The organism is Pseudodesulfovibrio sp. 5S69 (assembly GCF_037094465.1).
GTDB classification, from domain to species: domain Bacteria; phylum Desulfobacterota; class Desulfovibrionia; order Desulfovibrionales; family Desulfovibrionaceae; genus Pseudodesulfovibrio; species Pseudodesulfovibrio methanolicus.
Genome location: NZ_CP146609.1, coordinates 944,398 through 959,363, shown reverse-complemented (window position 1 = coordinate 959,363; position 14,966 = coordinate 944,398). Strand labels below are relative to the sequence as shown.

At 66.1% G+C, this 14,966-nt stretch carries 15 protein-coding genes and 1 pseudogene; 8 read left to right on the top strand and 8 right to left on the bottom strand.

What is annotated here, in order from left to right; genetic code table 11:
* The first annotated feature begins 341 nt into the window (after nt 1–341).
* On the top strand, nt 342–1,187 hold the full coding sequence (locus tag V8V93_RS04540; protein ID WP_338669174.1) for a hypothetical protein: 846 nt from the start codon (nt 342–344) through the stop codon (nt 1,185–1,187).
* An 89-nt stretch (nt 1,188–1,276) separates the two neighbouring features.
* On the opposite strand, the gene V8V93_RS04535 is transcribed toward V8V93_RS04540, so the two are convergent.
* Complete coding sequence (locus tag V8V93_RS04535; protein ID WP_338669173.1) at nt 1,277–2,659, bottom strand: protein kinase domain-containing protein; 1,383 nt, start codon at nt 2,657–2,659, stop codon at nt 1,277–1,279.
* A 393-nt stretch (nt 2,660–3,052) separates the two neighbouring features.
* On the opposite strand from V8V93_RS04535, the gene V8V93_RS04530 reads away from it, so the two are divergent.
* Complete coding sequence (locus V8V93_RS04530; RefSeq protein WP_338669172.1) at nt 3,053–3,781, top strand: SPOR domain-containing protein; 729 nt, start codon at nt 3,053–3,055, stop codon at nt 3,779–3,781.
* 64 nt (nt 3,782–3,845) lie between these two features.
* Here the strand turns inward: V8V93_RS04530 and V8V93_RS04525 are convergent, their stop codons facing one another.
* Nucleotides 3,846–4,130: an integration host factor subunit alpha gene (locus tag V8V93_RS04525; protein WP_319582363.1), complete on the bottom strand. Its 285-nt coding sequence runs from the start codon at nt 4,128–4,130 to the stop codon at nt 3,846–3,848.
* Between the two features lie 30 nt (nt 4,131–4,160).
* Nucleotides 4,161–4,586, bottom strand: coding sequence for an HIT family protein (locus V8V93_RS04520; protein ID WP_338669171.1), 426 nt, complete (start codon nt 4,584–4,586; stop codon nt 4,161–4,163).
* 384 nt (nt 4,587–4,970) lie between these two features.
* Here V8V93_RS04520 and V8V93_RS04515 point away from each other — a divergent pair, with 384 nt between their 5' ends.
* The 4 genes from V8V93_RS04515 to V8V93_RS04500 are packed head-to-tail and all read left to right on the top strand — an operon-like array spanning nt 4,971 to nt 8,111.
* Complete coding sequence (locus tag V8V93_RS04515; protein ID WP_338669170.1) at nt 4,971–5,651, top strand: formyltransferase family protein; 681 nt, start codon at nt 4,971–4,973, stop codon at nt 5,649–5,651.
* 49 nt (nt 5,652–5,700) lie between these two features.
* On the top strand, nt 5,701–6,627 hold the full coding sequence (locus V8V93_RS04510) for an ACP S-malonyltransferase (RefSeq protein ID WP_338669169.1): 927 nt from the start codon (nt 5,701–5,703) through the stop codon (nt 6,625–6,627).
* 4 nt (nt 6,628–6,631) lie between these two features.
* Entirely contained in the window at nt 6,632–7,441 is an 810-nt protein-coding gene (gene aroE, locus V8V93_RS04505; protein ID WP_338669168.1) for a shikimate dehydrogenase, read from the top strand.
* Nucleotides 7,442–7,466: 25 nt separating this feature from the next.
* On the top strand, nt 7,467–8,111 hold the full coding sequence (locus V8V93_RS04500; protein ID WP_338669167.1) for a peptidylprolyl isomerase: 645 nt from the start codon (nt 7,467–7,469) through the stop codon (nt 8,109–8,111).
* Between the two features lie 10 nt (nt 8,112–8,121).
* On the opposite strand, the gene V8V93_RS04495 is transcribed toward V8V93_RS04500, so the two are convergent.
* Both V8V93_RS04495 and V8V93_RS04490 read right to left on the bottom strand, forming a co-directional pair.
* Nucleotides 8,122–8,991, bottom strand: coding sequence for an HDOD domain-containing protein (locus V8V93_RS04495; RefSeq protein WP_338669166.1), 870 nt, complete (start codon nt 8,989–8,991; stop codon nt 8,122–8,124).
* Nucleotides 8,988–9,467 carry a chemotaxis protein CheD gene (locus V8V93_RS04490; RefSeq protein WP_338669165.1) on the bottom strand — a complete coding sequence of 160 codons (480 nt, stop codon included), beginning with the start codon at nt 9,465–9,467 and terminating at the stop codon, nt 8,988–8,990. The genes V8V93_RS04495 and V8V93_RS04490 overlap by 4 nt, the downstream gene beginning before the upstream one ends.
* 87 nt (nt 9,468–9,554) lie before the next feature.
* On the opposite strand from V8V93_RS04490, the gene V8V93_RS04485 reads away from it, so the two are divergent.
* Together V8V93_RS04485 and V8V93_RS04480 are read left to right on the top strand one after the other, a co-directional pair.
* Nucleotides 9,555–10,292 (top strand): metallophosphoesterase family protein, encoded by a 738-nt coding sequence (locus tag V8V93_RS04485; RefSeq protein ID WP_338669164.1) that lies wholly within the window; start codon nt 9,555–9,557, stop codon nt 10,290–10,292.
* Between the two features lie 153 nt (nt 10,293–10,445).
* A complete protein-coding gene (locus V8V93_RS04480) occupies nt 10,446–12,224 on the top strand; it encodes an N-acetylmuramoyl-L-alanine amidase (protein ID WP_338669163.1) in 1,779 nt (592 codons plus the stop codon).
* Between the two features lie 259 nt (nt 12,225–12,483).
* On the opposite strand, the gene V8V93_RS04475 is transcribed toward V8V93_RS04480, so the two are convergent.
* From V8V93_RS04475 to V8V93_RS19475, 3 genes and pseudogenes are all read right to left on the bottom strand, one after another.
* On the bottom strand, nt 12,484–13,254 hold the full coding sequence (locus V8V93_RS04475; protein ID WP_338669162.1) for a tetratricopeptide repeat protein: 771 nt from the start codon (nt 13,252–13,254) through the stop codon (nt 12,484–12,486).
* 189 nt (nt 13,255–13,443) lie between these two features.
* Complete coding sequence (locus V8V93_RS04470) at nt 13,444–14,229, bottom strand: MFS transporter (protein WP_422394410.1); 786 nt, start codon at nt 14,227–14,229, stop codon at nt 13,444–13,446.
* Nucleotides 14,111–14,554, bottom strand: a pseudogene (locus V8V93_RS19475) (MFS transporter); the annotation flags it as partial. The pseudogene V8V93_RS19475 and the gene V8V93_RS04470, both read right to left, overlap by 119 nt.
* Nucleotides 14,555–14,966 lie beyond the last annotated feature (412 nt).

Sequence of the window (14,966 nt, the reverse complement as noted above, 5' to 3'; positions counted from 1 at the left end):
CAACCCACTGGAATGTCGAACCATGGCGGAGTCCGCCGTCGACACCCTATCACCTATAGAAAGCGAAAGCCAACCGCCCCTCTTTTTAGGTGAACGGTCACAAACCACCCGGTGAACGGTTTGGGGGCGGCGAGTGGCTCGGGGGGCGGCTTGCGATAGCGGGCCATCTGCACATTTTCCGAGGGCCCGCCTGATCCTCACGTACAGGGAGTACGCTGCGGTCAGGCGGACCCTCGAAAAATGCACAGCTGACCCACTCTCCCAAGCCTTGTGCGAGCGCGGTGGGAGAGCCGCTGTCGGGTGCTGCGCACCCGATTCGCTCCAGGGAGGAAGAGGGCTTGTTGCGTTCGCACAAATTTGCCGAAGGCACACAAAAAGCTTTGAAGGGGAGTCCAGAGAGGAAACTTTCTCGAAAGTTTCCCCTCTGGCCGCCGGAGGCATGCTTCGCCACGGCCGGGGCCAACTACCGCGACTACCAGTATACCCCGGACAACCGGCTGATGCGCGCCGGGGGCGGGCAGTATTCGCACGACGAGCGTGGGTTCCGGTCCATCTGGTCGGACAAGGGCGTATACACCCTGTACGAGTACAGCCCGGACTATCGGCTGCTCAAGGCCGAGGAGGAAGACCGGGACAAGGCCTTCACCTTTGCTCACGACGAGGACGGACAGCGCGTGGCCAAATACCTGAACGGCCAGCTCGTCGAGGCCTGCCAGTGGCTCGACTTCGTGCGCCTTGCTGCGTTTTATGACGGGCAGCACCAATACGAATTCGCCTACCGCGACGGCGAGCGCACCTTCGCCATGCGCCGCGACGACGGGACCGTGGCCGGGCTGTTCTACGATCAGGTCGGCTCCCTGCGCGTGGTTGCCGATATGGACGGCAACGTGATAAAGGATGTCCTATGCGACCCGTTCGGCGGGATCATTGAGGACACCAACCCGGCCCTGCGTCTGCCCCTCAGCTTCGCGAGCGGCCTGCACGACCGGGACCTGGGCTCAACCGCTTCGGCTGGCGGGACTACGACGTCAGGACCGGCCGATGGACCGCCGCCCCGCTCCGTTTCCGGTTCGCCTCCGGCCTGGGCCAACTCTCAAGAGGCGGCTTGCATCTCAACGCAATGGAATAAACACCGGCATCCCCAACCACGCCCGTTCTCCCCTGCCGAAGGCACCCAAGAAGTTTAGGAAAGGATGGGATGGAGTCTGAGGAAGGGGAAGGAAAAGCCCTTTTCAAGGGTTTCCTTCCCCTTCCCCCAGCCGCCGGAGGCATCCCCCTACCCGGCCACGGCGCGGGCGAAGAAGCGGCAGGTCAGGTCCTGCCACCAGACGAAGCCGAGTTCGGCGTCCACATACCAGGCGGCGGTGAAGGCCTTGCGGTCGGCGGACCAGAGGCGGGCCTTTTGCGGGTCGAAGGCGGGTTCCAGGCAGAATTCGCCGGGCTCGGTGCGGCCGGTGAAGAGCGTGGCCAGTTCGGCCACGGTGGGCAGCCGCCAGTCGGTGCGGCCGCCGTATGCGTTTTTGTTCAGGCGGGCGACGTGCGCGTTGGCGCGCTCCCAGGTCAGCGGGTAGCGGGAGCCGTACCGCTCCCAGACCAAGCCCCTGGTGCGCTCCAGGACCGTGCCGTCGCCCTGGTCCGCGAACTCGCCGTGGGCGTAGCACTCGGGCCGCCACAGCTCGTCCAGGCCGAAGGCCGCGCGCCCCTGCTTGAGCCCGGCCTTGAGCGGCTCGGACCGGGGGGGCGGACAGGTCTCCAGGGGTTCGGGCTCGGCCAGGAGGTCCGGGGCCGCGCAGGCGACATCGCGTTGCTCGCGCCAGCGGGCTTCGAGTTCGTCCAGGGCGTCGAGCATGGCCGGGCCGTTTTGGAACCGGGCCGCCGGATCGCGGGCCAGGGCCGTGGCGAAGAAATCGTCCCAGGTCCGGTCCAGGTCGGGGTGGATCTCGCGGATGGGGGGCGCGCCCTTGCCGTCCGGCTTCTCGTTCGGCAGCCGTCCGGTAAGCATGCGGTACAGGGTCACGCCCACGGAATAGAGGTCCGAGCGCTCGTCCGCGGACTCGGGGTCCGCCTCCTGCTCGGGCGCGGCGTAGTACGGCGAGCCCACGACCATGCCCTTGTGATGGTGGGTGCTTTCGCCGCGCAGCTTGGACAGGCCGAAGTCGATGAGCTTGACCGTGCCCGGCCCGCCCTGGTCCTCGGCGAGCATGACGTTGAACGGCTTGACGTCGCGGTGGATGATGCCCTCGTAATGCAGCCGGTCCAGACCGCCGGTCATGCCGCGCGCGATGGACAGGGAGGTCTCCACCCCGAGACGCCGGGACTCGCGCTCCACTTCGTAGGTCTCGCCCATGAGCGCCCCGAGATTGCCGCAAAAATATTCCATGGTGAAGTGCGGGGGCACGGGTTTACCGTCCGCGTGTTCGCCGCCGCCCACGTCGAGCACGGCGGCCACGTTGGGGTGGCTGATGGAGGCCATGGCGGCGGCCTCTTTGAAGAACATCTCCCTGAGGGCGTCGCCGCCCACCAGGTCCTCCATGATCTCGGCCGGTTTGAGGACCTTGAGGGCCACGATGCGGCCGGTCACGGGCATGGCCGCCTTGTACACCGCGCCCATGCCGCCCCGGCCGAGCAGGCCGCGTATTTCGTATCGTCCTATGCGCATGGGCGCAGGGTAGCCCAAGGGCACGGCCCGCGTCCATCCCGCGTTTGCAGCCGGGCAGATTGTCCGCCATGGACGGTGAAGGAAGGGAAGCGGCCGCCCCGGATCAGGCGCCGTGCAGGTCGGCCGATCGGCCCTGAAGGGGCGGAGACCGCAGTCCCCGCCCCTGACCGGGATGGGTCCGGGGCCGATCCCCGGACTTCCCGGACAGCCTACACCCTGTTTTCGCCAGATCCGGGTTTCGGGAGAGAATGTCGGGGAAAAACGCCCGATAGGCATAAAAAAACAACTTGACGGGGTCTGTCCCGCGACCGCTTGCCAAGGCCACCCTTGACGTATACTTTAGACATAATCTAGACAGATACGCCACAGTGACAGAACAGGGGGGAGCTACCCATGAAGAAAACCATACTGGCCCTTGCGGTGCTGACCGCGGCCGCCCTTGTCCTCGGCGGCTGCTTCCGCAAACACATCGAATCCGCGCCGCCGGTCAAGCAACCGGCCCGACAGGTCGAGGCCACCGAGCCGCCCGTCATCGAGGAGACCCACGTGGTGGGCGAGGAAAAGCCCCTGGATGCGCCCATCGACGAGGTCTACGAGGTGGATGCGGCCAAGCAGGCCGGGACCAAACCGCCTTCCGTAGGCGAAACCACCCTGGCCGAGGAGCCCCTGCCCGACGCGAACCAGCTCAAGCGCGAGGCCGAAGCCGCCGTAGCCCAGGGCACGCCTCCGGCCACGGAACAGGCAGCGGGACCGGCCGCGAGCGCCGAGGCCAAGCCGACTCCGGTGCAGGCTCCGGCCGATCCGGAGGACGAGATCGTCGGCATCGGGGACGAGGCGGAGGTGCCGGGTGCGACCCGGACTGCGGCGCCGGCTGCTGCGCCAGCCATGGCCGCTCCCGGCCCCTATTATGTGCAGGTGGGCGCGTTCTCGGACCAGAAAAACGCGGACAGAGCCCTCGAGCGTCTCATTGCGGACGGCTACAAGGGCTCTGTTATGGTCAAGACCGACGAGGGGCTGTTCCGCGTGCAGGCGGGTTCGTTCCCGGACGAGGCAACGGCCGGGGCCGCCCTGGACAGACTGAAGACGGACTACCCCAAGGGGTTTGTGCTGAAGAAGCCGTAAGTCCGGCGTTTGACCGAACTTCGGGGCCGGGTGTCGCCACTCGGCCCTTTTTTGCGTCTTCGGCCTAGGGATTCAGTTCGGCGCGGAACTTGCGGGACAACCGGAACACGACCACCTTGCGCGGGGGCAGGGTGATGGTCTGGGTCGTCTGCGGGTTGCGGCCCTTGCGGGCGCGCTTGTCGTACGCTTCGAACTTGCCGAAACCGGAGATCAGCAGGGCATGGTCCTTCTTGATGGACTTCTTCATGACCTCAAGGATGGTCTCCACCAGGTCCTTGATCTCGGCGCGATTCTTGTCGGTGCGTTCGTAGATGTAGTCCACGATTCCGGCTTTGGTGAGAGTGCTCATCGATTGCCTCCAAAAAGGGTTATCAATAACTTACTTCAGCAATCCCGCGATAGTGGCCGCGAGTTTCTGCATGTCGTCCGGGTTCCCGTAGGACGACTGGGCCCACAGTTTCAGGCCGTCGTCCGTAAACCTCGGTATGAGATGAAAATGCGCGTGATGAACCAGTTGTCCTGCTGCTTCGAAGTTGTTCTGCATGAGGTTGAGCCCGTCGGCTCCCGTGGCCTCCATGACCGCGCCGCCCACGGCGGACAAGGCCTGGAACAGGTCGTTGCCGAGCGCCGGGGGGACGTCCATGAGCGTCGGATGGTGGTCCTTGGGCAGCACCAGGGCATGGCCCGGATGCACGGGCGCGATGTCCAGGAAAGCCAGGACCGTGTCCGATTCAAAGATCTTGGCGCAGGGGATCTCCCCGGCCACGATCTTGCAGAAAATACACTCTGAATCCGCTATCGGCATTCGTCTTTTCCTCCGGCAGGCCCGAATCCCAAACGTTTCAAGCGCATGGAATCCACGGTCTTGCGATGACAGTTTTTGACCGTTACTCGCATTCATACAAGGGATATCCAGTTAAATCAAGTCTGTTCGTGTAAATTCCTGAAAACCCCCGCCCTGCAAGGGTTGCCGCGTAGTCTAGATATAGTCTGAAAAATCGGACAGTTGGTCCAGCCTGCTTCGGCCGGTTTGGCAAAACCACAAAAATAATGCGTTATTTTAGTGTATTGTGGTAAAATTCCGTCTGCAAACAAACCATTGCCTATTGTTTTTTTTTGAGACAACCTAGGCGCGGTCCCGCGATGCAAACCGCCGACCCGCAACCGGCACACGACAAGGAAAAAGATCATGTCCATCCTGTTCATAGGGAAAAGGAACGACCCATACACCGACGACGCGGCCGACACCGTCGGGCAACTCTTTGAGAACGCCGTCGTGATCCGCCTCGCGCGGGGGGAGCGGCTCCCGGAGTCCGTAACTTCCTGGGCGGGCGACTGGCTCGTCTCCTACCTCTGCCCGCAGGTCCTGCCCGGCTCCCTCCTGGAGCGGGCCTCCCTCGGGGCGATCAACTTCCACCCCGGCCCGCCGGAGTACCCCGGCATCGGCTGCACCAACTTCGCCATCTACAACGGCGAGAAGGAATACGGCGTGACCTGCCACTTCATGGAGCCCCAGGTGGACAGCGGCGGCATCATCGAGGTCAGCCGGCTGCCCATATATGAGGCGGACACCGTCTACACCCTGACCAGGCGATGCTACGCTTACCAGATCAGGCTGTTCCACGAAGTGATGCACCGCATCCTGGCAGAAGGCGGGTTGCAGCCGAACGGACTCCAATGGCAGCGGAAGGCCTACACCTCGAGAGACTTCCGGGAACTGTACACCATCACCCCGTCCATGTCGGAGGCCGAGATCGCCCGGCGCACCAGGGCCGTGACGTTCCCCGGCTATCCCGGACCGGAGCTGCTGCTGCACGGCAAGCGCTACGTACTCCAGGAGCTCAACCGCCCCATCCCGACCGACGGGTAACAACAACCTTGCCGCAGGCCGCAGGCCTGCCGATACAATGGAGCTATTCATGACCAAGACCGGCATTCTCTTCCCCGGACAGGGATCCCAGGAAAAGGGCATGGGCCGCGACGTGGCCGAGGCGGACTCCGCCGCCCTGGACCTCTGGAAGCTGGCCGAGCGCGAGTCCGGCCTGGCCCTGCGCGAAATCTACTGGGACGGCGAACCGGCCGACATGGCCGACACCCGCGCCCTGCAACCGGCCCTGACCGTGGTCAACCTGACTCTCTGGCTGGCCGTGAAGGACAAGCTCGTCCCCTCGGCCACGGCCGGGCATTCGCTGGGCGAGTTCGCCTCTCTGGGCGCGGCCGGGATCCTCGGCGTGGAGGACTGCATCCGGGCCGTGACCCTGCGCGGACGGCTCATGGCCGAATCGGGCGGCGCGGGCCACGGCATGGCCGCCGTGGTCAAGCTGGCCCAGGACCGGGTCGAGGAGATCGTGGCCGAAGCCGTGAAACAGTCCGGCAAGGAGCTGCGCATCGCCAACTACAACACCCCGGCCCAGTTCGTCATCTCGGGCGAGGCCGAGGCCCTGGACGCGGCCGAGGCGCTGGTCAAGGAAGCCAAGGGGCGGGCCATCCGGCTGGCCGTGTCCGGGGCGTTCCACTCCCCGCTCATCCGGGAGGCCGCCGACGAGTTCGCCGCCTTCCTCGACACGCTTGACTGGAGGGCCCCCGCCTTCCCGGTCTTCCACAACGCCACGGCCCTGCCCGAGCCCGACGCGGCCTCGATCAAGTCCGTCATGCAACGCCAGATGACTTCCTCGGTCCTGTGGACCCAGACCATCCGGGCCATGTGGTCTGCCGGGGTCCGCGAATTCATCGAGGTCGGCCCCAAGGGCGTGCTCTTCAAGATGCTCAAGGCCAACCTCGGCTCCGAAGAGGAGCAGTGGACCGGCCTGAACGTCGGCAACCTCCAACAGGCCGGGGAGCTGTAGCCCCGTGCCCCGCGCCTACGGCATTATCGGCTGGCCGCTGGGCCACACCATGTCCCCCGCCCTGCATAACTGGGGGTTCGCCGAGCTCGGCCTGGACGCGCACTACACGGCCTGGCCGCTCGAACCGACCGACCTGCCCGCGTTCATGGAGCGCGTGCGCGCCGAGCCCATCCACGGGCTGTCCGTGACCATCCCGCACAAACGGGCGGTCATGGCCCACCTGGACCGCATCTCCGACCGGGCGCGGGCCATCGGTGCGGTCAACACCGTTTATTGGGACGGCAAAGCCCTGTACGGCGAAAACACCGACGTCATCGGCGTGGTCGCCCCCCTGCGCGGGCTCGACCCCCTGCCGCGCTCGGCCATGGTGCTCGGCGCGGGCGGCGCGGCCAGGGCGGCCGTGGCCGGGTTCCTGGAGCTGGGCATCCCGCGCGTGGCCGTGGCCAACCGCACCCAGGCCAAGGCCGAGGCGCTGGCCGCCGACTTCGGGGTGGCGTGCGTCCGCTGGGACGAGCGCATGGACGCCGACTGGGAGCTCATCTGCAACACCACGCCCCTGGGCATGTCCGGGGACCTGGAAGGCCGAACCCCGTGGAATGCGGACCGCTTCGCGACGGGCGCCGTGGCCTACGATATCGTGTACAACCCGCTTGAAACCCGCTTCCTGGCCGAGGCCGGGGCCGCCGGGTGCCGCACCGTCTCGGGCCTCGAGATGTTCCTGCACCAGGGGTTGGCCCAGTTCCGGTTGTGGACCGGGCAGGACATGGACGAGGCCGGGGCGAGACGACTGCTCCTCGCGGCCCTCCGGTCATAAGAAACCGAAAGAAAGGATGATTCCCATGAAATGCTCACGCCTCTGGTTCGCGCCGCTGCTGCTGGCCTGTTCCCTGATCCTGGTTCTGTCCGTCCGTCCGGCCCAGGCCGGGCCCAACCCCGTGGTCATCATGGAGACCTCCATGGGCCGGATCATGATCATGCTCTCCCCTCAGGACGCGCCCAAGACCGTGGCCAACTTTCTCAAGTACGTAAACGCCGGGTTCTACGACAACACCGTCTTCCACCGGGTCATCAACAAGGGCAAGGGCGACCAGGGCATGGCCGTGGTCCAGGGCGGGGGCTACACCTTCCCGGTCAACCGCAAGCGCCCGCTGTTCCCGCCCGTGCCCAACGAAGCGGCCTCCGGCCTGATGAACGTCAAGGGAACCATCGCCATGGCCCGTGCCGACAACCCCGACTCCGCCACCTGCGAGTTCTTCTTCAACGTCAAGGACAACCCGACCCTGGACTACAGCCAGACCGCGTCGGCGACCGGCGCGGGTTCCTATTCGCAGAAGATCACCGCCGGGTACTGCGCCTTCGGCAAGGTCATCCGGGGCATGGACGTGGTCGAGAAGATCAGCGAGGTCCAAACGGCCAGGGCGGGCCGCATGGAAGACGTGCCGGTCAAGCCGGTGTTCATCAAGAAGGCCTACGTGGCCCGGTAGGCGAGCGCTCCTACAGATTGCAGAAGTCGTCGGAGCATTCGAGGAACAGGTCCCACAGGGACTGCAACTCGACCACCACTTCGGCCGAGACCGAATCCAGGACCGGAGAGGTGATGCCCAGCCGCTCGACCACCCGGGGCGAGACCTCGTAGTTGAGGCCGTCCGCGCCGAGCCCCACGCCGATCATCTTGGCCAGCACGTTGCCCACGTGGACCAGGTCCAGGACTACGTCCCGGCCGTCATACTCGTCCGGGCGCAGGTGATGGCAGACCACCCTGGTCAGGGCGTCGGGCAGGCCCCAGCGTTCGAGGATGATGCCGCCCAGCTCGGCGTGGTTGATGCCGAGCATCCGCTCCTCGGCCCGGTCGAAGGCCATCCCCTCGTCAAAGACCAGGCGCAGGATCTCGCGCAGGTCCACCTGGACGTATGCCCCGAGCAGGAGCTTGCCGATGCCGGACAGCAGCCCGGCGGTGTAGACGTAGTCGGGCACGTCGAGCTTCAGCGCCGCGGCCAGCTCGCGGGAGGCGATGGCCACGGTGGTGGAGTGCTGCAAAAACTGGCTCGGGGCCTGGTCGTAGCCCGCGATGACGTGGACGTAGTAGGGGGCCACGCCCGTGGAGATGAAGAAACGCAGGACCTCGGGCGAACGGAGCACGTCCAAGGCGGCGTGCGCGGTCAGCACCGGCCGGTCCGAGGCCAGGTCCGAGGCGTTGACCACCTTGAGCAGGTTGGCGGTCAGGCCGGGGTCGTGCTCGATGATCCTGCCCAGCCGGGCCAGGTCCGTCTCCGGGCCGTCCAGCAGGGACCCGGCCTTGCGCACACAGGTCGGCATGGCCACGACTTTTTCGCAGGCCGCCAGGATTTCGTCTCTTCGGCTCATAGGTCGCTCTCCTTCCCCAACGACCTCACTACCACACGACCGGTGTCCAGGTACAGAAAGAGTGTCCTGGGAATGGTGCCGCCCACATCCTTGGCCGTCAGCCGCCGGCCGTTGCGGTCCAGCAGCTTCATCAGCGCCTTGAAATTCCGCACGCCCGTGTCGAAGATGCGGTCCTTGCGCATGTTCGCCCCGCCCGCGGCCTTGAAGACCAGGCGGTCCTTGTCGGCCCCGAGATCCACCAGGCGGCGCACGGTCATGGCTACCCCGGTATTCACGAACATGAACGGGTTGGCCCGGGCCTTCTCCCGGGCCGCGGCGGCCGACGGCAGCAGGCAGTGGACCATGCCGCCGATGCGCGCCCTGGGGTCGTAGACCGTCACCCCGAGGCAGGAGCCCAGGGAATAGGTGACGATGACGTCTCCGGGGTTGGTGGACAGCTTCATGTCCGAGATGCCGACGACAAACGTGTTGTTCATGGTCAGGCCTCTTATATTGAGGACGCCGCAGAGTAAAGCTTCTCAAGTACTCTTGCTCCGGTTCCGTTTTTGCCCCATAGTCCGATCATGCCTGCAATCGAATCCCTGGCCGTGCTGGCCGATATCCACGGCAACGCGGCCGCGCTCAAGGCCGTGCTGGCCGACGCGAGGGCGCGCGGCCTGACCCGCTTCGTCAATCTCGGCGACACCTTCTACGGCCCCTTGGACCCCGCCGGGACCTGGGCCGTGCTCAAGGACCTGCCCATGCCCGCCGTGCTCGGCAACCAGGACCGCATCCTCCTGGACGACGCACCGCCGCCCGCGGTCCGGGCGGTGCGCGACCGGCTCGGCCCCGAGCCCCTGGCCTGGCTGGCCAAGCTGCCGAAAATCCTGCGCCTTGCGCCGGACATCCTGCTCTGCCACGGCACGCCGAAAGACGACGCCGCCTACCTGCTGGAGGACGTGGCCACCGGCCTGCCCGCTCCGCGCGCTACGCAGGGCGTCCTGGCCGACCTCCTGCCCGAGGCCGGAGGCTGCTCCCTGGTCCTGGCCGGGCACAGCCACCACGCCGGGCTGGCCGTGGCCGACGGGATCACCGTGGTCAATCCGGGCAGCGTGGGGCTGCCCGCCTACGACGACGACCAGCCGCCCCACGTCATGGCCAGCGGCTCGCCCGAAGCCGCCTACGCCGTGGTCACGCGCACGGACGCGGGCTGGGACGCGGAATTCGTGGAGGTGGAATACGACTGGGGATCCGCCGCGGCCCTGGCCCGGAAAAACGGACGCGAGGACTGGGCGCGCTGGCTGTCCACCGGCCTGGCCTGACCGGATCGGCCGGTCTTTCAGGAACCTTTGCCCTTTTCTTCTGGACTTTTTTTAGAATCTTCTGAAAAATACGGACTTAATGAACCTGCCGGACATGCGCCTGCGGGAAGGCGATGCCGGGCGGGCCAGACCCGAGCCCCGGTTCGATAAATCATGAAGCAGCTTCACGCCGCGAACATACGTCTACTGTCCGCCATGGTGCTATGCGCCCTTGCGGTTCTTTTCCTGTGCCCTTCCCCGGCCCCGGCCGCATCGGCCAAATCCTACTTCACCGTGGGACACTCCGAATTCCACGCCCTGACCAGGGACGCGCGCAAGGCCAAGTACCGGTCCAACTGGCAGAACGTCGAGAAGACCTTCTCGCGCTGCCTCAAGGCCTCGCCAAACGGCCCGTACGCGCCCAAGGCCCTTTACTACATCGGCCGGGTCTACGAGGAACTGGGTTCGCGCTCCGGGCTCAAGTCCGATTTCCGCCGGGCCGTGGACTACTACGGCCGGGTCCTGGCCCGGTATCCGCGCCACGGCTGGGCCGACGATTGCCTGTACCGGCGGGCCGACATCTACGCCAGACGGCTCAACGAGACCACCGCCGCCCGCCTGGACCTGGCCTCCATCATCGTCGAATATCCCCGCTCGGACATGCGGGACAAGGCCGAAGTCGCCCTGAAGAGGCTGGGCAAGTACGACTGGGCCGTCAAAAAGGTCTCGGGCGGGGCCGCCCCGAAAACCCCGCGCCCGGCGCCGGTCCGGCAGCAGGCCGTGAGCGCCGGTCTCAAGGACCCCTCCGGCCTGGCCCACCTGGACGTGGTCCGGTTCACATCCAGCGATGAATACACCCGCGTGGTCCTGGAACTCGACGCCCAGGTCAAGTACCGCTACCAGGTACTCGGGCCCAACCCCAAGGTGCACCGCCCTCACCGGCTGTACATCGACCTCCAGAACTCCCGCCTGGGCCACGATGTGACCGCGGCCACCACCGTGTCCGACGGCATCCTGCGCTCCATCCGCACCGGCCAGTACTCCAAGGACACCACCCGCGTGGTCCTCGATTTCCTGAATATGCAGGACTACAAGATATTCCCCCTGCAGAACCCCTACCGCATCGTCATCGACGTGTACGCCCCGGACGGCAAGACGCCCGCACCGGTCGTGGCCCAGGCCGAGCCCGAGCACAAGACCACGGCGAACTCGGACTACCGCCCGCCCAAGGGCAGCAAGCAGATGGCCGGGAACCTCCTGGAGCAGCTCGGCCTGACCGTGCGCACGATCATGATCGACGCCGGACACGGCGGCAAGGACCCCGGCGCCATGGCCCACGGACTGCGCGAAAAGGACATCAACCTGAAGTTTGCCAAGCTGGTCGGCGGCAAGCTCCACGCCAAGGGATTCAACGTCATCTACACGCGGACCTCGGACGTGTTCATCCCGCTGGAGAAGCGCACGGCCATGGCCAACGCCCAGAAGGCGGACCTGTTCCTGTCCATCCACTGCAACGCCAACCACAGCAGCAAGGTCAACGGGCTGGAGACCTACAGCCTGAACCTGGCCAAGACCGATGCGGCAGTGCGCATCGCGGCCCGCGAAAACGCCGTGGACCCGCGCGCCATCTCGGACCTCCAGTTCATCCTGACCGACCTGATGGTCAACTCCAAGATCAAGGAGTCCCGCGACCTGGCCGGGGACGTGCAGACCAGCACCATCAAACGGGTACGCAAATCCTACCCCCTGAACAACAAGGGCACCCGCGAGGCCCCGTTCTACGTGCTCATGGGCGCGAAAATGCCCTCGGTCCTGGTGGAGATCGGCTACATCACCAACAAGACCGAATCCAAACGGCTGCGCTCGGACAAATACCTCGACCACCTCGCCGACGGCATCGTCGAAGGCATCCTCTCCTACAAAAGTCAGATCGAAAGATACGCGATGAACTAGGTCGGCTGGCGACAGCCAACTCTCCCAAGCCAAAGCGGGTCGCGTGGATATGGCGCGTTGGAGAGGACTGACTCTTTGATCCGCCGTATGGATAGCTTGCCGACAGGCGATCGATGGGCATGGCTGGAAACGGCCTGACCAAGCCAAGCACACAGACAGATACGAACACTCTCCCTCCGGGCCTTTCCTGGCGCGGGGGAGAGCCGCTGTCGGGCTGCTGCACGGCCCGGACCACCCCGAAAAGCGGGCGAATTCCGCCCTATCGCAAGCCGCCCTTGGCCTGAAGCCAGACATTGGCCCGCCGGGCCGCTTCCTTCTTCTCTTCGCGGGTCATCTGCCCGACGATCCCGTTGAGGCGTTTGTCTGCCCGGGAGTCCCCCTTGGCCCCGGCGATGGCAAACCACTTGCACCCCTCGACCAGGTCCGGGGGCCGGCCCACGCCCCGGATGAGCAACTCGCCCAGGGCCACCTGGGCCTCGGTGAAGCCCTGGTCCGCCGAGAGTTCCAGCCAGCGGCGGCCCTCGTCGACGTCCTGGGGGACCAGGCTGCCGAGCAGGTAGAGCCTGGCCAGGTTGTAACGGCTCCGGGCGTCGCCGTTTTCGGCGGCCTTGCGGGTCCAGTGCAGAAACCCGGCTGCGTTGCGCGCCACCCCGTCGCCCTTGCCGTAGGCGTAGGCCAGGTAGGACTGGGCCTGGGCCTGGTCCTTGTCCGCGGCGGCCCGGAGCAGGGCCAGTCCCTTGGCCGGGTCCCGCTCGACGCCCATGCCCGACAGGTAGAACCGCCCGAGGATGTTCAGGGCGTCGGCGTTGCCCTGGTCGGCGGCCCGTTGCAGCCAGCGGGCGGCCATGGCCGGATCGTGGCTGCCGAAGTCGCCCTCGAAATACTGGCGCGCCAGGATCAGCTGGGCCTCGGCATCACCGGACCGGGCCGCGGCCTTCAACTCGTGCGCGAACTCCGGCAAGGCCGAATACTGGACGCCCGCCAGAAGCAGGTAGGCAAAGAAGAGAAACTGGAACATCCGCTTAAACATGCGCAACCACCTCGGAGTTTGGATACAGTTCCGTCATACACGATTTAATACGGTACGGAGCGGGCTGTCAAAACGAGGGACAATATTTGCACACCGCGCCGAAGGCACAATGAAGGGCGCAAGGGCGCGGGCCGAAGCCGCCCGGCGCGAACCGTCGTCGGATCCTGATTCTTTCCGGCGGGACGCGCCCTACTCCGGCTGCCTCAGCAGTGCGGTGAGCGCCACGGCGCAGGCCGTGAGTGCGGCGCAGAGCCAGAAGGCGGCGTTGAAGTCGCCCGAGAGGTCGGCGAGGTATCCGGCGGCCACCGGGCCGACGATCTGGCCCGCGCCGAAGAACAGGGTGATCAGCCCGAAGGCCCTGACCGCCTGATCCGGCCCCATGTAGTCGCCCACTGCCGCGGACATGATGGTCGGGATGCTCCAGGCCACGATCCCGAAGATGACCACCGAACCATAGAGGAAGAACGGCGAGCCGCTCAGGGCCGCGAAGGAATAGGCCGCGGTGAACAGGATGAAGACCACGATCATGCCGAACCGGCGGCCCAACCGGTCGGACAAACCGCCGAACAGCGGGCCGGACAGGATGGACAGGCCGCCGACCACGGCCCAGAACCGTCCGGCCGCGTCCTCGCCGTAGTGGTGCACGTCCACCAGGGCGGTGACGATGAAGGTGGCGTAAATGACCGATGTGGCCCCGAAGAGCAGGTAGATGATCCCCAGGTGCGCGATGGTCCGGCGCCGGGAGCCGGGCCGCGCGGCCGGGGGCTTGCGGGCCGGAGCCGGGCCGGGCGGGCTCGGCCCGGCCCAGGGGCTCGAGGCCCTTGTCGCGGGGATGATCGCGCAGCAGCCAGCCCGCGAACACGGCCACGGCCAGGGCGATGAGCCCGAGGACCAGCCAGCCTGTGCGCCAGCCCTGCCCGCCGGAGCCAAGGTTGACCCAGGGGATGAACAGGCCGGAGAAGATGATGGCCACACCGTTGCCCGAGACCATGACCCCGGCCGCCCGGCCCCGTGTATCCCGCAGGAACCAGTGGGAGATGAGCCCCATGAGCGGGACGTTGGCCAACCCGGACCCGATGCCGGTGGCGAAGTAGAGGAGCAGCACCGGCTCGAACCCGGCGGCCCGGCTAATGAGCGCCATGGACAGGCCGACCAGGCCCAGTCCGGCCGCGATGGTCCTGCGCGCGCCCAAGGACTGCGTTATCGTCCCGGCCAGCAGGACCGCGAGCATGTACCCGGCGAAGTTGCCGGTGCCGATCAGCCCCATGCGCCCGTAGTCGAGACCCAGGGACGCGCCCATGGACGGTAGGAGCATGCCCAGGGAGAACCGCCCCAGCCCGAGGCAGGCGAAGACCACGGCCGAACCGACAATGCAGATGGTCCAGCCGTAATGGCGCGAAGAATCGGCCTGTTCCTGCATGGGCCTCCATGAAAATCAGGGGACCCCGGCCGCAACCTCCGCAGCCGGAAAAATCGAACGACATGCGGCACAACACCGCCGCCGCACGAAGACCGCACCATAATACACTTGTTTTCCGGTGTAAATTCTATTGAACGATATTCAATTCAAAGAGGCGCCCCCGCCCCTCTTCTCCTATGGAGCGCCTTTGCCGCCAGAGGCGGCAAACAGCGGCTCTCCGACGACCGGAAAGGCTCGGTAGAGTGGGTCAGCCGTGCATTTTTCGTGGGTCCGCCTGACCGCAGCGTACCCC